The organism is Nitratireductor mangrovi (assembly GCF_007922615.2).
Taxonomy (GTDB): domain Bacteria; phylum Pseudomonadota; class Alphaproteobacteria; order Rhizobiales; family Rhizobiaceae; genus Mangrovimarina; species Mangrovimarina mangrovi.
In genome coordinates this window covers 2,331,443-2,349,496 of sequence record NZ_CP042301.2, presented here as the reverse complement: position 1 = coordinate 2,349,496, position 18,054 = coordinate 2,331,443, and the positions used below count along the sequence as shown (strand labels likewise).

General features: G+C 64.4%; 19 protein-coding genes. 9 read left to right on the top strand and 10 right to left on the bottom strand.

Going from position 1 to position 18,054, the window contains the following annotated elements; all coding sequences use genetic code 11:
• Position 1 precedes the first annotated feature (1 nt).
• Together FQ775_RS11490 and FQ775_RS11485 are read left to right on the top strand one after the other, a co-directional pair.
• Positions 2 to 382 carry a VOC family protein gene (locus tag FQ775_RS11490; protein WP_146300637.1) on the top strand — a complete coding sequence of 127 codons (381 nt, stop codon included), beginning with the start codon at positions 2 to 4 and terminating at the stop codon, positions 380 to 382.
• 119 nt (positions 383 to 501) lie between these two features.
• Positions 502 to 1,344 (top strand): alpha/beta fold hydrolase, encoded by an 843-nt coding sequence (locus tag FQ775_RS11485; RefSeq protein WP_146300636.1) that lies wholly within the window; start codon positions 502 to 504, stop codon positions 1,342 to 1,344.
• A 40-nt stretch (positions 1,345 to 1,384) separates the two neighbouring features.
• Here FQ775_RS11485 and FQ775_RS11480 read toward each other — a convergent pair whose 3' ends face one another.
• The 3 genes from FQ775_RS11480 to FQ775_RS11470 form a co-directional block, all read right to left on the bottom strand.
• Positions 1,385 to 1,927: an extensin-like domain-containing protein gene (locus tag FQ775_RS11480; protein WP_146300635.1), complete on the bottom strand. Its 543-nt coding sequence runs from the start codon at positions 1,925 to 1,927 to the stop codon at positions 1,385 to 1,387.
• A 394-nt stretch (positions 1,928 to 2,321) separates the two neighbouring features.
• On the bottom strand, positions 2,322 to 2,747 hold the full coding sequence (locus FQ775_RS11475; protein WP_146300634.1) for a DUF3775 domain-containing protein: 426 nt from the start codon (positions 2,745 to 2,747) through the stop codon (positions 2,322 to 2,324).
• A gap of 75 nt (positions 2,748 to 2,822) precedes the next feature.
• Positions 2,823 to 3,713, bottom strand: coding sequence for a DMT family transporter (locus FQ775_RS11470; protein WP_146300633.1), 891 nt, complete (start codon positions 3,711 to 3,713; stop codon positions 2,823 to 2,825).
• Between the two features lie 224 nt (positions 3,714 to 3,937).
• Between FQ775_RS11470 and FQ775_RS11465 the strand changes: the two genes are divergently transcribed.
• On the top strand, positions 3,938 to 4,465 hold the full coding sequence (locus tag FQ775_RS11465) for a tetratricopeptide repeat protein (protein ID WP_146300632.1): 528 nt from the start codon (positions 3,938 to 3,940) through the stop codon (positions 4,463 to 4,465).
• An 81-nt stretch (positions 4,466 to 4,546) separates the two neighbouring features.
• Here FQ775_RS11465 and FQ775_RS11460 read toward each other — a convergent pair whose 3' ends face one another.
• Positions 4,547 to 5,692 carry a PQQ-dependent sugar dehydrogenase gene (locus FQ775_RS11460; protein ID WP_146300631.1) on the bottom strand — a complete coding sequence of 382 codons (1,146 nt, stop codon included), beginning with the start codon at positions 5,690 to 5,692 and terminating at the stop codon, positions 4,547 to 4,549.
• Between the two features lie 135 nt (positions 5,693 to 5,827).
• Here FQ775_RS11460 and FQ775_RS11455 point away from each other — a divergent pair, with 135 nt between their 5' ends.
• From FQ775_RS11455 to FQ775_RS11440, 4 genes are all read left to right on the top strand, one after another.
• Positions 5,828 to 6,364 (top strand): PH domain-containing protein, encoded by a 537-nt coding sequence (locus FQ775_RS11455; RefSeq protein WP_146300630.1) that lies wholly within the window; start codon positions 5,828 to 5,830, stop codon positions 6,362 to 6,364.
• A gap of 176 nt (positions 6,365 to 6,540) precedes the next feature.
• Positions 6,541 to 7,014 carry a transcription elongation factor GreA gene (gene greA / locus FQ775_RS11450; protein WP_146300629.1) on the top strand — a complete coding sequence of 158 codons (474 nt, stop codon included), beginning with the start codon at positions 6,541 to 6,543 and terminating at the stop codon, positions 7,012 to 7,014.
• Between the two features lie 42 nt (positions 7,015 to 7,056).
• Positions 7,057 to 8,115 (top strand): glycosyltransferase family 4 protein, encoded by a 1,059-nt coding sequence (locus tag FQ775_RS11445; protein WP_146300628.1) that lies wholly within the window; start codon positions 7,057 to 7,059, stop codon positions 8,113 to 8,115.
• Positions 8,115 to 9,044: a glycosyltransferase gene (locus tag FQ775_RS11440; protein WP_146300627.1), complete on the top strand. Its 930-nt coding sequence runs from the start codon at positions 8,115 to 8,117 to the stop codon at positions 9,042 to 9,044. Before FQ775_RS11445 ends, FQ775_RS11440 begins: the two co-directional genes overlap by 1 nt.
• Positions 9,045 to 9,060: 16 nt before the next feature.
• On the opposite strand, the gene FQ775_RS11435 is transcribed toward FQ775_RS11440, so the two are convergent.
• Positions 9,061 to 9,537, bottom strand: coding sequence for an Lrp/AsnC family transcriptional regulator (locus FQ775_RS11435; protein ID WP_146300626.1), 477 nt, complete (start codon positions 9,535 to 9,537; stop codon positions 9,061 to 9,063).
• Positions 9,538 to 9,770: 233 nt separating this feature from the next.
• Here FQ775_RS11435 and trxB point away from each other — a divergent pair, with 233 nt between their 5' ends.
• Positions 9,771 to 10,745 (top strand): thioredoxin-disulfide reductase, encoded by a 975-nt coding sequence (gene trxB, locus FQ775_RS11430; protein ID WP_146300625.1) that lies wholly within the window; start codon positions 9,771 to 9,773, stop codon positions 10,743 to 10,745.
• Positions 10,746 to 10,775: 30 nt separating this feature from the next.
• Positions 10,776 to 11,672 carry a LysR family transcriptional regulator gene (locus FQ775_RS11425; protein ID WP_146300624.1) on the top strand — a complete coding sequence of 299 codons (897 nt, stop codon included), beginning with the start codon at positions 10,776 to 10,778 and terminating at the stop codon, positions 11,670 to 11,672.
• A gap of 385 nt (positions 11,673 to 12,057) precedes the next feature.
• On the opposite strand, the gene msrP is transcribed toward FQ775_RS11425, so the two are convergent.
• From msrP to FQ775_RS11400, 5 genes are all read right to left on the bottom strand, one after another.
• On the bottom strand, positions 12,058 to 13,023 hold the full coding sequence (gene msrP / locus FQ775_RS11420; RefSeq protein WP_146300623.1) for a protein-methionine-sulfoxide reductase catalytic subunit MsrP: 966 nt from the start codon (positions 13,021 to 13,023) through the stop codon (positions 12,058 to 12,060).
• A 109-nt stretch (positions 13,024 to 13,132) separates the two neighbouring features.
• The gene (locus FQ775_RS11415) at positions 13,133 to 15,178 is read right to left on the bottom strand and encodes an elongation factor G (protein ID WP_146300622.1); all 2,046 of its coding nucleotides are present in this window, start codon (positions 15,176 to 15,178) and stop codon (positions 13,133 to 13,135) included.
• Positions 15,179 to 15,362: 184 nt separating this feature from the next.
• Entirely contained in the window at positions 15,363 to 16,679 is a 1,317-nt protein-coding gene (locus FQ775_RS11410) for an alpha/beta hydrolase family protein (protein ID WP_146300621.1), read from the bottom strand.
• A 141-nt stretch (positions 16,680 to 16,820) separates the two neighbouring features.
• On the bottom strand, positions 16,821 to 17,189 hold the full coding sequence (locus FQ775_RS11405) for a YciI family protein (RefSeq protein WP_146300620.1): 369 nt from the start codon (positions 17,187 to 17,189) through the stop codon (positions 16,821 to 16,823).
• A gap of 110 nt (positions 17,190 to 17,299) precedes the next feature.
• Positions 17,300 to 18,025, bottom strand: coding sequence for an alpha/beta hydrolase (locus FQ775_RS11400; protein WP_146300619.1), 726 nt, complete (start codon positions 18,023 to 18,025; stop codon positions 17,300 to 17,302).
• Between the last annotated feature and the right edge of the window lie 29 nt (positions 18,026 to 18,054).

Sequence of the window (18,054 nt, the reverse complement as noted above, 5' to 3'; positions counted from 1 at the left end):
CATGCATATCCAGTTTGCAGAACTTCCGGTCAGGGACCAGGACCGCGCCAAGGCCTTCTATGGCGAGCATTTCGGTTGCCGGGTCGCGGCCGATGCGCCAATGGGCAATGACGGCTGGCGCTGGATCGAACTCACGTTCGAGGGTGCCGAGACTGCGCTCCATTTCACGCGCCGCAAGGACAACAAGCCGTCGGCCGAACCGGTCATGGTGCTTGTCGACGACGATGTCGCAGGGACCGCGAACCGGCTGAAAGCGGCAGGCGTCGAGATCATCACCGAACCGCAGGAAGCGCCCTGGCAGCCCGGCCGCACCGTTGCCGAGTTTCGTGACAGCGAGGGCAACCGCATTGTCCTCGCCGATCGGCAGGGGGCCGGCCGATGAACCTTCGCAATGCTCTCACCGTGCTGGCGGCCGCCGCAGCTTTCGGCCTGCCGTCTGCCGCTCTTGCTCAATCGACCGCATCTGCGGCCGCCCGCGCCGCCAATAAGGAACAAACCGAGATGAACACACCACTCACCACCGCCACCCTGAAAGTGACCGGCGCCAGCCTTCATTACGAGGTTCGCGGCTCCGGACCCTTGCTGGTCATCATCCCCGGAGGCCCGCAGGACGCCGGCGTCTTCGCTGAACTGGCCGAACGGCTTGCCGACCGCTATCGCGTCGTCGCGTTCGATCTGCGCGGCAACTCGCGCAGTTCCTTCGACGGTCCGGCCGTCGATCTGGACGTCGACGTCCATGCCGACGATGTCGCGCGCCTGATCGAGGAACTTGGCGGCGGCTCAGCCTATATCTTCGGCACCAGCGGCGGCGCGCAGATCGGCCTCAACCTTGCGGCCAGGCATCCCGGCAAGGTCAAGGTTCTGGTGGCGCATGAACCGCCGTCGGTCATGATGCTCGACGACCCGTCCGAGGCGCTGGCCGCTGACCGCGCGCTTCACGAGACCTACAGGCGCGAGGGCGTCGATGCAGCGATGGCCGCGTTCTTCGCCATGAGCGGCCTCGACGATGGCAATGCGCAGGACGGGCCGCCTCCATTCGACATTCGCCCGGAGGCGGCCGAAACCTTCGAGCGGGTCTCCGGCAATTTCGAATATTGGCTCGCGCACGGCCTGCTACCGCTGTCGCTCTACGAACCGGATGTCGAGGCTCTCAAGGCGGGTGCGCCGAAGGTCGTGGTGGCGCTCGGCGAGGCCTCGGTCGGCCAGCCGATCCACGAGATGGGCAGCGCGCTGGCACGCATGCTCGGTATCGACCCGGTGCCGTTTCCCGGCGACCACATGGGGTTCGAGCAGGACGCAAGAGCGTTTGCCGACCAGCTTCACCGGAGCTTCGCGGCGCAATAGCCTATCCCTGAGGCAGGGGCGTCCGGCCGGGCGGCCTCGCCTACTGGCAAAACGTGCCGCCGTTTCGCCTCTTTCCAAGGTCGAAATGGAAGTGGTTGGCGTGGTCGGCGTCGCTGCCGGGGCCGAGCACGGTCTTGAACGGCCCGCAGGCGGCAGTGCGAACCGAGCGCAGGAATTCGCGCCGGCTGCGATCGATGGTGCCTTCGACGCGCACCACGGTGCCGCCGGCAAGCTCGAACGCGGCAATGTCAAGCGCATTGCCATAGGCGTGTTCGGAGAGCTTTTCGCTGCCGTTGCGCGGCCGGCAGACATAGCCTGAGACCTGCCGGACCGCTTCGACGTCCTTGCCGAAATGCAGTGTGGCGGCCGGGCCGACGACTTCACGCAGGAAACGCGCTGCGGCCGTCGCGACGGCGCAATTGACGAGGGCCGGCGGTTCCAATGCGACGCCAGCGCCGAGGCTCGTCACAGTCACGGGGTAATCGATGCGGCAGCCGGCGGGATCGCTCACCGGGTCGGCTTCGGAGAAGGCAGCGCCAAGCGCCCTCAGTTCGACGCGGCAGGCGATTTCGGCTGCCGGCATGGAGGGCGGGAGATTGTGCGCGCCGTCTGCGTTTTCGTCGGCCCGGGGCGCGGTTTGAGGCACGGCGCGACTGCGCCGCGGAAGCGCGTCCGGCGGAACCCGGTCATTGTTTTTCGTCCCGGCGCCAGGGCGGGGTAGCGGTTGCGGGGCGGTCTCCGGCAAAGCCTGCGCTGCCGCGGCTTGCTTGACGGGCAAATGCAAAAGACATGCAAAAACAATGAAGAGCGCGCTTTTTCGATGGATCTGATTCAACCCTCTGAGATTGCGATTCAACGGCTTGAGAAAACGATTCAGCTAGGATGTGGTTGCATGCTGCGGCCTGCCGGCAACGAATGAAAGGCGGTCGGGTTCACAAAACGTGTCCGCCGCGAAAGATCAGTCTCGTATCTGGAAGTCAGGCGCCGATCGCCTCGAGACCTTCCTCGAGCCAATCCCCGAGCATGGGCATGCCGAGCAGATATTTGGCGGTGCGGCGGCGGTCACGCAGGCGCGCCTCTGCAACCGCGTCGTCCCATTCCGAAATTTCGTAATCGCCGCGGCCGATCCATGCGATGGCAACGAGTTCGGCGGCCTCATCGACATTGAGGTCGCCGATCAGTTCGCGCAACTCGGCCTCTGTGAGGTTTTCCGATTCTTCCTCGACCAGGCCGTCATGGTGGTGGCCGTCGGTCATCTGGTCGTCGAGTTCGATCTCGTGCTCGGCGCCATCATTGTAGTCGTCATTGATGGCGGCACTGATCGCTTTCGCCTTGAGCACGAAGAGGCGAACCGTGTCGGGGTCGATGCTCAGGTCCCAGCTGCGTTCGATCGGTTTCTGCACGGTGTTTCTCCACCCCGCGACCCTGATCATAATGGATTTATCCGCGCCTTGATGCAATCGGGGACGGAACCGGACTCAGGCCGTGCGGCGCCGGCGCTCGATCAGCGGAGGCAGGGCCTCGACCAGAATGATCGCCGCGAAGATCAGGCCGCAGCCGGCAAGTCCCGCCGCCGGCAGCCTTTCGCCCAGGAAATAGGCGCCGAACAGTGCCGCGAAAACCGATTCCGACGCCAGGAAGATCGCAGCCTGCGGCGCCGTGGTGTAACGCTGCCCTACCGCCTGCAGGGTAAAGGCGATGCCGCCGGAGAAGATGCCGGCATAGAGGATCTCGGGCGCGGCGGCGCGAATCGCGTCAAGCCCGATGGGTTCGACAAGCAGGGCCACAGCCAGGCCTAGCGCGGCGCAGACGGCGAATTGCGTGACCGCCAGCGTGACCGGGCGGCCGCTGCCGGCGGCGTGGCGGGCGATGAAGATCATCTGCAGCGCCCAGAACAGCGCGCACAGGATGGTGAGCCAGTCGCCGACGGTGAGCCGCTCGATCGCGCCGCCCGATAAAAGCCAGATGCCGGCGAGCGCCATTGCCGCCGAAGGCCAGACGACAGGGTGCGGCCATTGCCGATAGATAAGCACGGCCAGGAACGGAACCATCACGACGTAGAGTCCGGTGAGGAAACCGGAATTGGTCACTGTCGTGGTGAGTAGGCCGACCTGCTGGGCCGCCATGCCGCCGAACAGAAACAGGCCGATCACGGCGAAAGCGCGCCAATCGCGCGTCTGGAGGCCGGTCTTTGCGACGGCGTGCTCACGCAGCGCGAAGGGCAGCATCGCCACGGCGGCGACTAGGAAGCGCAAGCCGACGAACAGGAACGGTCCGACGGCGGCCATTGCAGTCGACTGGGCGACAAAGCCCATGCCCCAGAGAGCACCGGCGAGGAGAAGAACCAGATTGGCGACCGGGCGTGACATGCAGGTGACCGAGGTTGGCGACTGGCTGGCTCTCTAGCAGCCAGCGGCGGCGACCGAAATGGCTCCCGGCCAAGATACGATCCCGACGATCGAGGCATCCCACCGCTTCCGTCACGTCAATTTGAGGATGACATGGCATGATTCGGTCTTATTCTTGGGTTCGAAGGGTCGAAACCATTTTTCCGTGCGAACCGTAGCTGAGGCGAGCACAACAGGAGGACTTCATGCCGAGACATGTCACGACGATTGCCGCCGCGTTCCTCATCGGGCTGCCGCTCTCAGGCGGAGCGGCGCTGGCTGCTGGCGGTGGTAGTGATGTTAAGGACTGCCCGACCGGGCAGGTCTATGACCAGTCGCAGAAGAAATGCGTCGAGAAGTCGAGTGCCCTCGATACGGAGAGCTTGTTCAAGGCCGGCCGCCAGCTGGCCTATGACGGCAAATATGACGAAGCGATCTCGGTGCTGAAGCTTGCCGAAGGTCGCGGTGATGCCGGCGTCTACAACATGCTCGGCTATTCGCACCGCAAGCAGGGCAAGCTGCTCATCGCCCTCGGTTACTACGAAGAGGCGTTGCGGCTCGACCCGGACCACGTTCTGACACGCGAATATCTCGGCGAGGCCCATCTGCAGATGGGCGATGTTGCCTCGGCGCGCGACCAGCTAGGCGAGATCGCCAAACGCTGCGGCACCGGCTGCGACGAGTATGCGGAACTGGAACGGCAGATCGCCGCGTTCGAGCGCGCCAACGGCTGAGCAGACGACCGCAAATAACGGGGAAGGGCGCGCCGGTCATGGCGCGCCCTTCGCTTTTTCCGGGTCCGTTGTTTGAGGAGGCTAGCCGCCGCGTGAGAGCCTGATGATGGCGCCGTCGCCTTCGTCGGTCAGCAGCCACACCGAGCCGTCCGGTGCTACGCTGACATCGCGGATGCGGCCGAACGCGCCTTCGAACATGCGCTCCTCGCCTAGCGCCTTGCCGCTTTCGTCGCGCTTGATGCGGGTCACAAGCTCGAACTTCAGTGCGCCGCCGAGCAGGTCGCCCTGCCATTCGGGAAACATGTCGCCATCATAGGCTGTCAGCCCGGACGGCGCGATCGAAGGATCCCAATACATGACCGGCTGCTCGTAACCTTCGGCTTCGGTGCCGACGCCGATCTTGGTGCCCGAATAGTTGCGCCCGTAGGAGATCACCGGCCAGCCGTAATTGGCTCCGGCGCGGGGACGGTTCAGCTCGTCGCCGCCGCGGGCGCCGTGCTCGATGGTCCACAACGCGCCGGTGACGGGGTCCCAGGTTGCGCCTTGCGGGTTGCGATGACCCTTCGACCAGATTTCCGGCAAGTGCGCGGCGCCGTCGGCGGCGGGATTGTCAGCCGGTACCGAGCCGTCGGGATTGATGCGCAGCACGGCGCCGGCATGGTCGCGCATGTCCTGGGCGCGGTCGGCGTCGCCGCGGTCGCCGATGGTGAAGAACAGCGTCCCGTCGGGCGAAAAGACGATGCGTGAGCCGAAATGGCGCGCCGTGCCGCTCTTTTTCGACATCGAGAAGATGGTTTCGACGTCTTCGAGCTTGCCTCCCGCCTCGTCGCGCTTGAGCCGTGCGCGCGCCACTGCCGTTCCGGTACCGCCGGGGCCGGGTTCGGAGAAGGTGAAGTAAATCAGGTTGTCACGGGAAAAATCCGGCGAGGCGGCAACATCGAGGAGGCCGCCCTGTCCGCGCGCGGCGACCTGTGGCACACCCGCCAACGGTTCGGAAAGGCGGCCGCCCGACAGGATGCGCATGCGGCCGGGCCGCTCGGTAACGATAGCGTCGCCATTCGGGAGATAGTCCAGCCCCCAAGGGTGCTCGAGACCGTCGGCCAGCACCTCCGATTCCACTACCACCTCTTCGGTGGTGAAGCGCTCGGCATGGGCCGCCGGGACAAGGAGCAGCGCGCTGGGAAGGCCGATCGCGAGGCTCGCGGCAAAAAGCGTGGTGCGGTTCATGCGTCTCTCCCAAAGCTGTCCGTCGATTGACAGGTAGGGTCCGCCCGCATCGGTGCAAGCGCGCGCGACGATGACTCCGGCGAAAACCGTTGTATCCTTGATCACAAGCGGTTGAGCGCGAATCACCGGGGGCGCATGCACGGGGTCAACGACAATCCGGAACCGAGACACGGCGGCCCGTTCGTCCCGTCGACGCTGTCGCTGTTCCTTCCGACCATCGTCGTCGTCGTCGGTTACGGGCTGCTTCTGTCGTTTCTGTTTGCCGCCGGGCGTGGCGATGGGGCTCTGGCGCGGCTCTGCATCGTGGTGCTGGCAATCGGAGGACCGTTCCTGATCGCCCATGCCGTGCTGCGCCGCTTCACGATCAGTGTCGCGGTGATGCCGCGGGCGCTCTACCTTCATCGCGGGTTCCCTCACAGCCAACCGTTTGAAATTCCTTATGCGCTGATCGATCGGGTGAGCGTGCGGCGTGGCCTGCCGGGCCGCATTGCCGGCAGCGGGGCGCTGGTGGTGACGCTGGCGAACGGTCGTCGTGTCGTCGTCGGCGATCTTGCCCAACCACATGCCGCGGCGCGCGCCATATGCGCCCACCTTCCGGAGCCTCGCGTGCGCGACCTGGGCGAGGCAGGCGACGGAACCCCGGATAACCTGCCGCAGGCCGCGGCCCGTTAGTGTATCCGGCAAATTTTGCACGTGAAAACGCCGGCCGCCATTGCTATATAGGATTGGACTGAGTTTGTGCGGTTCCGTGGCTGAAGCTCGCGGACCGTTTTCTTTTTGTGCTTCGCCCGGGGGGACAGGTGCCTTGCACTGCCGGGTGGAGCGCCAAAGCGAGGAAAGGCCTTATCATGAACAAGGTCCCGATGACCGCGTCCGGATTCGAGACTCTGAAGGAAGAACTGCGCTGGCGGCAGCAGGAAGAGCGCCCGCGGATTATCGAGGCGATCTCGGAAGCGCGCTCGCATGGCGATCTGTCCGAAAACGCGGAGTATCACGCCGCCAAGGAATCTCAAAGCCTTAACGAGGGTCGCATCGGCGAGCTTGAAGACCTGATCGCGCGGGCCGAAGTCATCGATGTCAGCAAGCTGAGCGGTGAGACGATCAAGTTCGGAGCCACGGTCGAACTCGTCGACGAGGACACCGAGGAAACGCGCACCTACCAGATCGTCGGTGACCAGGAGGCGGACGTGAAGTCCGGCCGCATCTCGATCTCATCGCCGATCGCGCGCGCCCTGATCGGCAAGGAGGTCGGCGACGCGATCGAAGTCAACGCTCCCGGCGGCGCCCGTGGGTACGAGATCGTGAAGGTGGCGTTTATCTGATCCTTCCCGCGGAGCCGGCATGCCAACAGCGCGTATCGCGTCATGAGGGTCCCCGACGCGGGCGCCATCGAGGTCGTGGCACCCAACTTCAAACGCCGATTGTCGGGCGTGACCAGCACGATCGTCCAGCTGGTGCCGTTGCAGGCAAAGGCGATCGGCATCGCGGTCTTCGGACCGGGGCTGCCGGCGTCCCTGCCGGCACTTGGCTGGGCTGACCTGCCGGCGCTGCTGCGCCGGCCGCGGTCGCGGCCTTTCCGTATCTGGCATGCGCGACGCAACACTGAAATGGCGGGCGGGATCATGCTGAAGCATGTCCTGCGCGCGCCCGTGAAGCTGGTTTTCACTTCAGCTGCGCAAAGGCGTCACAAGCACCTTACCAAATGGCTGATCCGACGCATGGATGCCGTCATCGCGACCAGTCGCCGCTCGGGCTCCTATCTCGACGTCCCGCACGACGTCGTCATGCATGGCATCGATCTCGATCGCTTCCATCCGGCCGAGGGCGCCGAAGACACGCTTGCCGCAGCCAGGCTGACGGCAGCGCACGCGGTCGGCTGTTTCGGCCGCATCCGGCATCAGAAGGGCACCGATCTTTTCGTCGATGCCATGATCGCCTTGCTGCCGGAGCATCCTGGCTGGATCGCCGTCATCACCGGGCGTGTTACCCCCGAGCACCGCGCATTTGCCGACGCGCTCAAGGCGAGGGTGGCGGAGGCCGACCTCTCCGACCGCATTCTTTTCCTGGGCGAGGTGCCCGACATTGGTGTCTGGTACCGGCGTGTCAGCCTCTACGTCGCACCGTCGCGCAACGAGGGCTTCGGCCTGACGCCGCTCGAAGCGATGGCGTCGGGAAAGCCGGTCGTGGCCAGTGATGCCGGCGCCTATGCCGAGATGATCGAGGACGGAAAAACCGGCCGGGTCGTTGTGGCCGGCGACGGTGTCGGGCTAACAGAGGCCATTCGGCCCTATCTCGCCGATCCACGACTGGCGGAGGCGCACGGGCGGGCGGCGTTGGTGCATGTGCGCGCCAGGTTTCCGCTGGCACGGGAGGCAGACGCGATCATTGCGGTCTATCAAAGGCTTTGGGCGGGGGCGAGGTGATGGCCGACGTTCTCATCGTCGCCAAGTCCAATTCCTACGGCCTGACCCGCGACATGGCGCTCTTCAAGGCCGAACTCGAGGCGATCGGCAAGTCCGTGGAGACGGCGTCCCCGCGCGGGCGACAGTTCCTCGACCGCCTGTCGCGCCGCAAGCGGGCGAAAACGGTCGTTCACATGGAGCGCGCCTTTCCGCAATGGTATTCGGCCGGCGAGCGCAACTGGCTGATCCCCAACCAGGAACGCTTTCCGAAAAGACAGCTGGGACGGCTCGCGGGCATTGACCTAGTGCTTGCCAAGTCACGGCATGGCGAAGCGGTGTTTGCGGCGCGCAGCGTTGCCACGGAGTTTCTCGGCTTCATCTCCGAGGACCGCCGATCCCGCGACATCGGCAAGGAATGGTCACGCTTTTTCCATCTGGCCGGCGGCAGCGCAGTCAAGGGCACCGAGGATGTCATCGGCTTGTGGACGAAACATCCCGAATGGCCGGAACTGGTGATCGTCCAGAAGGACAAGGACCTTGCCACGGCGCGACCTTCCAACATCCGTATCGTGTCGGGCTATCTCGACGATGCCGAACTGAAGCAGCTGCAGAACGCCTGCGGCGTTCATCTGTGTCCGTCGCGTTCGGAGGGCTGGGGCCATCATATCGTCGAGGGGCTTTCGGTCGGTGCCGTGCTTGTGACGACCGACGCGCCGCCGATGAACGAGCACGTGACGCCAGAAACCGGCGTCACGGTTGCCCATGCACGGTGCGAGCCGCGGCACCTCGGCACCAACTTCTTCGTTGATCCAGTTGCGCTCGAAACGGCAATCTCGAACTTGGTGCGGATGGACGATGCAAGCAAGGCAAAGCTCGGTGCGGCGGCCCGCGAGCGCTACGAAACGATGATTGTCGGGTTTCGGCAGCGGCTTGCCGCGCTGCCCTGGTAGAAGGTGCCGTTTGCGGTCAACCGGTGATGTCGACAAGTCCCTCGTCCTTGACCTGACGGATGGTCAGGGCGGTGCGGACGGTATCGACATTCGGCGCCGAGGTCAGGGTCTCGATAACGAAGTTCTGGAAGGTGGTGAGGTCGGTCGCCACGCAATGAAGCAGGAAGTCGGAATCGCCCGACACCATCCAGGCCCGGCGCACGATGGGCCAGGTACGGGCCAATTCAGAGAAGGACTTGAGTTCCGCATCCGACTGGTGCTGCAGCCCTATGAGGCAGAAGGCGACAACGTCATAGCCGAGCGCCGGCGCATTGAGCAGAGCCCGGTAGCCGCGGATGATCCCGTTGTCCTCCAGACGCTTGACGCGCCTCAGGCACGGCGGCGCCGAGATGCCGACGCGTCGCGAAAGCTCGACATTGGTGATCCGGCCGTCATTCTGGAGTTCGCGCAGGATCTTCCAGTCGGTCGCATCGAGATCGGCCTTGATCGGCATTCGTTAGCTTTCCGGCGTGTTGCGCGAAAGAATCTTTCTCCGCCGCACTCATAAGCCAAAGCGCCGCGCCCGCCAAGACGGCTGCCACGAAGACACAAGAGTTGCGGACAACCGCGCTAAATGCCGCGCCGGACTTGCGCAACGGTGCCGCCAATCCTTAGATCAGGTCCGACTGAAGGCCTCGCCGCGCGGGCGGCGCGGGCTATTGCTGTTGTTCGAAAGGAAATCCGGACATGAGCGCCAAACACGCGCCCGTCATCATCATCGGCTCCGGACCGGCCGGCTACACCGCGGCGATCTATGCGGCGCGCGCCATGCTCAAACCCATGCTGATTGCCGGCATGGAGCAGGGCGGACAACTGATGATCACCACCGATGTCGAGAACTATCCGGGTTTCGCCGATCCCATCCAGGGACCGTGGCTAATGGAGCAGATGCTCAAGCAGGCCGAGAATGTCGGCACCGACATCGTCAACGACATCATCACCGAAGTCGACCTCGACGTGCGCCCGTTCCGGCTCAAGGGCGATTCGGGCACCGAATACACCTGCGACGCGCTGGTGATCGCGACCGGCGCCAAGGCCAAGTGGCTGGGGCTGCCGAGCGAGGAGACGTACAAGGGCTTCGGTGTTTCGGCCTGCGCGACCTGTGACGGCTTCTTCTATCGCGGCAAGGACGTCGTGGTGATCGGCGGCGGCAACACTGCCGTCGAGGAGGCGCTTTACCTGTCGCACCTGGCGAAATCGGTGACACTGGTGCACCGCCGCGACGAATTGCGTGCCGAGCGCATCCTGCAGGAGCGACTGTTCAAGAAGGACAACGTCAAGGTTCTGTGGGACATGGAGGTCGACGAGGTGGTCGGCGAGGCGGGCAAACCGCCGATGCCGCCTTCGGTCAATGGCGTCAAGCTGCGACACAAGAAGACAGGCGAGATCACCGACATGCCGATCGACGGCGTGTTCGTGGCGATCGGTCACGCGCCAGCCGTCGAGCTTTTCGCCGGCAAGGTGAAGCAGAAGCCGAACGGCTATCTGTGGACCGAAGCGGATTCGACCAGAACCAACATCCCCGGCGTGTTTGCGGCGGGCGACGTCACCGACGACATCTACCGGCAGGCCGTTACCGCGGCCGGCCTGGGCTGCATGGCCGCGCTGGAAGCGGAAAAATATCTGGCCGAGATGGAAGCTCATCGCGAAGCGGCCGAATAAGGCCGCTATCCGGGGGCGGGGAGGAGGCGCATGGCGCTCGACTGGGACAAGCTGCGTGTGTTTCACGCCGCCGCCGAGGCCGGCTCCTTCACCCATGCGGCGGAGAAGCTGAACCTGTCGCAATCAGCTATCTCGCGGCAGGTCAGCGCGCTAGAGCACGATATCGGCGTGTCGCTGTTCCACCGCCATGCGCGCGGGCTGGTGCTCACTGAGCAAGGCGAATTGCTGTTCCGTACCGCCCACGAAGTTTTCATGAAGCTCGAGTCGGTGCGCTCCCGGCTGATGGAGACCACCGAGAAGCCGTCCGGGCTGTTGCGCGTGACGACGACCGTGGGGCTCGGCGCCGGCTGGCTGTCGCAGCGCATGCAGGAGTTCCTCGACCTCTTTCCCGACATCCAGATCCAGCTGATCCTCGCCAACGAGGAGCTCGACCTGACGATGCGCCAGGCCGACTGCGCCATAAGGTTGCGCCAGCCGCAGCAGCCCGACCTGATCCAGCGCCGCCTTTTCACCGTTCATCTGCATGTCTTCGCGGCACCTGCCTATATCAACCGTTTCGGCAAGCCGGCTTCGGCGGCTGAACTCGACCGGCATCGTCTCGTCACCTTCGGTGAGCCTCTGCCGCCCTATCTCAAGGATCTCAACACGTTGCAGACATTCGGCATGCCGGAAGGCGAAAGGCGCCCGGCCGCGCTGCAGATCAACGACTTGATGTCGATGCGGCGCGTCGTCCGCCGCGGCGCAGGTATCGCGATGCTGCCCGACTACATGGTTGACCCGGAGGCTGGGCTCGTCCAGTTGTTGCCGGAAATGGAAGTGCCCGCGTTCGACACCTATTTCTGCTATCCGGAGGCGATGAAGAATCAGGCGAAACTGAAGGTCTTTCGCGACTTCATCTTCTCAAAAGCACGCGGCTGGACCTATTAATCCGCTGGATTCGGCAAAAAATCCACGAACTTTTGCACGGTCTTTGCGCAAAATCTGCTTACAGCACAGGCATTTGCCCGAGCCATGCATTTTTGCACGGGTGATGTGCAATTCATGTGCTTGCGAAAACGGCAGGCCGCGCACATATATCGATCACTCCCGGGCGCGTTCCTCCTCCCATTAGCGCCCGCGAGTGTTCCCCTCTGGAGGTTTCGCCGTTTTACGGCACTCCAATAACTAGGCCGGTTCCAAAGGTTCCGGCCTCTTTTTTTGCCTGGGGATAGTCTGCGCACAACCGGCCGCCTGGCGGACCCGCCCTTTCGTGAAGGGGCGTGCGGCGCGGTTTCCAGCGGCGCCGGCCGGCCGGCGGGCGCCGTCTTCCCATTCACATGAACAGGGCTTCGTCCACCATGCCCTCGTAAAGCCCGGCGACCTGCTCGCCATAGCCGTTGTAGATGACCGTCGGGATGGTCTCGCCCGTGTGCAATACGCGTTCCTGAGCCTGGCTCCAGCGCGGATGTGGCACTTCCGGGTTCACATTGGCCCAGAATCCGTATTCGTTCGACGCGATCCGTTCCCAGAAGCTCACCGGGCGTTCCTCGGTGAAGGTCACCTTGACGATCGACTTGATCGACTTGAAGCCGTATTTCCACGGTAATGCCAGCCTCAGCGGCGCGCCGAACTGTTTGGCAAGCGGCTTGCCATAGACCCCGGTGACCATGAAGGCGAGTTCGTTGGCCGCCTCGGCCATCGTGACCCCTTCGACATAAGGCCACGGATACCAGACCTGTTTCTGGCCGGACGCCATGGCCGGATCGAGAAAGGTCTCGAAGCGCACATATTTGGCGCTGGCTTGCGGCGCGGCGAGTTCCACCAGCGCCGAAAGCGGAAAACCGGTCCACGGCACCGTCATCGACCAGGCTTCCACGCAGCGGTGCCGGTAGAGACGCTCCTCAAGCGGCATTTTCCGGATCAGGTCGTCGAACGCCAGTTTCTGCGGTTTGTCGACCAGGCCGCCGATCTCGACATCCCAGGGTCGGATCTTCAGGTCCTGCGCGGCGCGGGCGATCTGCTTGTGCGAACCGAACTCGTAGAAGTTATTGTATTGCGAGGACGCTTCCTCAGGCGTCAGGTCGCGCTCGATCGTGTAGGCCTCGTTGCGCCCGGCGGGATAGAGGTCCGCAGTGGGATCGTCGGCGGCAAGCGCCCGGCCGGCAAAGGGCGGTGCCGCCAACGCGGCCATGCTGGCGCCGAAGCCGGCCAGAACGGCGCGGCGGTTGAAAAAGACGTGCTCCGGCGTCGCCTCGCGCTCGGCGATAGCCCAGTCCGGGCGGCGATGAAAATGCGCCATTGTTTCCTCCGCGAACAATCGCCGCGACGCTAGCCGATGCCGACGTGATCGCAACTCAATCGCCATCACTTCTGCGTGGCCGCGGTCGTTGCTCCGGCCTTGCCGGTGATCAGGCGGCCTTGACCTTCGCAGCGATCTCGTCCGCCTGCCTGCCGGTCAATTCGGCCATGTGGTCGAACGCGGCGCGGAAGGTGGCGACGCCAGCTGTGGCGGAGCGCAACTCCACGATAAGGTCGCCGATCTCGGATTGCGGGATCATCGCCTCAACCACGTCCCAGCCTTCCCAGCCCGGGCGGGCGTCGAAGCCGAGGATCTGGCCGCGCCGCTGCGGCAGGATCGCGGTTACCTTGGCGGTCGCGTCCGACGGTGCATAGACCTCGATCTTCATCACCGGCTCGAGGATCACCGCCGAACAGGCGGGCATGGCCTCGCGCATGGCAAGCTTGGCGGCCATCTGGAAAGCCATGTCGGAGGAGTCGACCGAATGGTAGGAGCCGTCGGAGAGGTTGACCGCGATGTCGACCACCGGGAACCCGAACACACCGGATTTCAGGTAGTCGCGAACACCCGATTCGACCGAGGGAATATATTGCTTCGGCACTACGCCGCCGGTGATGGTGTCGGTGAATTCGAACCCGGCGCCGCGCGGCAATGGCTTGATCTCGATCACGACGTCGCCGAACTGGCCATGGCCGCCAGACTGCTTCTTGTGGCGGCCGCGCTGCTGCGCGCCCTTCCTGATCGTCTCGCGGTAGGGAATATTGGGTTTCCCGGAGTCGACCTCGATCTGGTATTTGTTGGCAAGCCGCTCGGTCGTTACCCGAAGATGCATCTCGCCATGGCCGGAGATCACTGTTTCGCCGGTATCCTGGTGCTCGACCACGATCGATGGATCTTCCTCAGCAAGCTTCTGCAGCGAGGAGGAGAGCTTGACCTCGTCCTTGCGCTCGCGTGGCCTGAGCGCCACCGCGTAGACGGGCTGTGGCGCCTCCGGGCGGGCGAGGGCGTCGGGCGCCTTCTTGCCGGCGGTCAGCGTGTCGCTGGTCCTGATGTCGTCGAGCTTGCCGAGCGTGACGGTCTCGCCCTCCGTCGCCTTCTGCACCTTGTTCTGGTTGCGACCGAGCATGCGGTACATGCCGGAGATGCGGCCGGTGGCTCCGGTGTCGGCAATGATCTCGGTGCCGTCAGCAACTTCGCCGGACAGCACACGGACCAGCGACAGCTTGCCGCCGTGGGCGGTGTGGATCGTCTTCATGACCTGCATGACGGTGTCGTCGCTGGCCGAAAGGCCAAGGCGGTCGCGGGTCTGGGCAACATCCGGCGCGTCATGGCGGATGGCCTTCAACAGGCGCAGCACACCGTTGCCATGCTCGGCCGAGCCGATCAGCACCGGGATTACCGTGCCTTCGCGCAGGTCGGCCGTGAGGTCGTCGAACACTGCGTCGCGCGCCGGCTCGATCTCCTCCAACAGTTGTTCCATCAGGTCGTCGTCATGATCCGCGAGCGTCTCGAGCATGGAAAAACGAGCCTCGATCTCGCGCGCCTTCTCGTCATCCGGGATCGGCGCGATCTCGCTTTCGGCATGCTCGCGATAGACGTAGGCCCGTTCCAGCGCGAGATCGATCGAGCCTACGACGATGCCGTCCTTGCGCAGCGGGATCTGACGCAAGAGCAGCGGCACGCTGCTTGCCGGCTGCAACAGCTTCAGCGTGTCGCGGACGCCGATGGCCGACTTGTCGACCTTGTTGATGAAGAGCACACGCGGGATGCCGAGCGTTTCCAGGGTACGCATGATCAACTGAAGCGCGGGGATCTTCTTTTCATCCGCCTCCGCGACAACCACCGCGAGATCGCAGGCGGCCAGCACGGGTTCGGCCTCGTAGGCGAACTCGATCGAACCGGGGCAATCGATGAAAGTGAGGCTGTCCCCCATGAATTCCGTCGTGGCGGCGGTCGCCTCGACGCTCATGACATGCTCGCGCGCTTCCGGGGAATCGTCGCCGACCGTGTTGCCGGACGCGACGGTGTTCTGGCGCGGAATGGCGCCACAGCGCGCCAACAGGGCTTCCAGCAATGTCGTCTTGCCGCTCGCGAAGGGACCGACAATGGCGATGCATTTCGGTCCCGTGCGTCTTCCTCCGGCGCGATTACCCATTTGAACGACCTCCTCCTCACGCTGACATGTGAGCGGCGGCCGGCCCGCGGCCGTCGCGCGCCGGGATTATCGTTACCCGGCTGGGGATATCGTCACACGGCTTTCATATCGTGGCAAGAGATCGCGTGCCGCCGCGCGTCAGGCGGCACGCGAAAGGGTGCGCCCCGGAGGGGCGTGCCTGCCGTCAGTTGGCGGCTGGAGAAGCATGCATGAGGCTCAGGCCTTTCGCCGTCCGGTTGGCAAAGCCCTTCCAGTAGCTGTGTTCGGGCTTGAAGGTGCCGTCTTCGTTGGTTGCCCAGACACCGTCGGCGGCGTTCTCGACCAGGTCGAGATAGCCGGCCATGGCCTCGTCCTGCTTCAGATGCAGGCCGAAGTAGGCGGTGGCGAAATGCTGGGCGATGTTGTTCATGCGGACCGTGTCCCAGACCGGATCGGCATAGTGTTCGAAGGGCACGAAATCGAGCGTGTCGACCGGCTGCCAGGATTCCTTCGGAGCAGGCATCGGAGCGGCGGCGTTATGGTTGGCGTTCTCGAAGGTCAGCAGGTGGCGATCCGCGTTGACCGCCTGCTCCCAGATTGCCTTCACGCCCTTTTCATAGCCGGAGACGTCGTCGACGCTGCCAGCCACGAAAAGCACGGGCGTCTCGATGCCGGCGAGGCCGTCTGCATCCCAGAAGCCGCGTTCCATGCCCCACGGCGCGAACGCGATCACCGCCTTGATGCGCTGGTCGGGCAGCGCGTTGTGCGTCTCCGAGCCCGCCAGGTGGACGGAGAGCGTGCCGTCCGGCGCGCCCCATGAAAGCTCGGTCGCCGCTTGGGTGACGCCGCCGCCGGCCGTGATCACGGCGCCGTAACCGCCCATCGAATAGCCGACGAGACCGGTCGTGTCAGGGTTGGCGAGGCCATTGAGGAAGCTGTCGGCGTCGCCGGCAAGCCGCGCCATCTCGTCAAGCACGAAGAGTTGGTCGAGCGGTCGGTTCACCAGCGTGGAGCCGAACGCGGCGCGGTCATTGTAGGTCGAATCGGTGTGGTCGATCGACGCCACGACATAACCCTTGGTGGCAAGGTTTTCGGCCAAGTGGCTGAGCAGGAATCGGTTTCCGGGGTAGCCGTGCGAGACCAGTACCAGTGGCCAGGCACCTTCGCCGCGCTTCTTGGGCGTCGCGTCGCGAACTGCGCGGCCGGTGAGGGTGACAGTTGTCTGGCCGTCCCGCAGGAAGACGCCTTCATACGTGCCGCCGACGGCGTCGCCCTCGGCCGGATACCAGACCTCGACGGTCAACGGCCGGTCGTAACGCGGATGCTCCTTGCCGGCTTCGACATTGAGGATGTCGATGCGGCCAGGATCCGACAGTTGAATGGTCCGCACGCCAATCGCATGTTCGCCGAACGCCGCGAGTTCGGGCGCGTCTGGGCGGATCAGATCGATTCGGTTGTCGTTGGCCATAGCGGGGACGGCAAACACGATCGTAGCGATGGCGGCAAGCGCGATGTTCCTCATGGGACGATCCTCTCCTTGTGCGGCTATCAATAAAGTCGTTCCTAGCCCGAGCCGTCGACAGGCGCGTGACATCCACCCCACAACAGTCGCGCGACCGGGCAACGCATGCAAGGATGATGAGAAGCGGCTACGTCAGCGCGATTACCGGTCACCGGTGAGAACGCCGGGATCGTATTCGCAAATCGGTCGCAGTTCGAGCGCGCCGCCGGCTTGGTGGCTGGCGAATTCCTGCGCAAGACCGATCGCCTCGTCGAGATTTTTGCAGTCGAATATCCAGAGGCCCAGAAGGACCTCCTTGGTTTCGCTGAAGGGTCCGTCGAGCACGGATAGCTTGGTGCCGGATCGCACCGTGACGGCGGCGGTCGTAGGCATCAGGCGCAGATTGGGCCCGAGTTGCCCTTCGGCGGCAAGGCAGTTCTCGGTGACCTTGTGCCGGCCAATGACCGCGCGGACCGTGGCCTCGTCCGCAGAGGCGGCTTCGCTGCCGTAGCATAACAGTGCAAAAAGCATCGTTCCCGGTCCTCGTTTGCCCAAGGACGCAGGAACCGGCCGGATGCCGACTGCACCGGCCGGAAATTTTCTGCCGCAGGTCGGACACGCTGACCTGACTGTCGCGGACGTCAGTCGCGGCCGGCTTCCATGATCTTTTCGGCGAGGAGGCCGGGGTTGGTGAAGCACACCTCGTGGCCGCCCGGGGCCTGCACGAGGCGGAACAGGCCGAGCTTTTCGGACAGCCGCGGGTGCCAGCCGAGGCTCTGGGGCAGGGCGGTATCCTCGGTGAAGTTGATGTAGGACTTGGCGACGTCCATCTCGGCGGGGTTCTTCGACAGGGCGATCTTGTCGGTGAAGGTGGCGTAGGGATGCGGATTGAGCTTCGCGAATGCGCTGTCGGCCAATGCGGCATCGGCATCATTCATGAACGCCTCGCGCCAGATCGGCGGCGGCAGCATGACCGCGTTGTCCGGGCTCTGGCCGCTGATCGCGTCGAACAGTTCAACGTAGTGGGCGGGCACCATGTCGTTCAGGCATTCGCCATTGTTGGGCACGAAGGCGTTCCAGTAGACGAGTCGGCGGACCCGGTCACCGGCGCGGTCTGCTACGCCAGTGATGACCATGCCGCCATAGGAATGGCCGACGAGAATGACGTCGGTGAGGCCGTTCTCATTGAGGTAATCGGCGATCGAGGAGATCGCGGCCTCGAGCCCTGCGCGCCGGTCGTCGCCCGGCGCATTGCCGGCAATGGTCGGCGTGTGGACGTCGTGGCCAGCAGCCCGGATGGGCGCGGCGACATCGGCGAGCAATTCGCCGGTGTGCCAGGCGCCGTGAACAAGCACATAAGTTGCCATTTTTTCCTCCCTGTTCTTCAATCGATGGG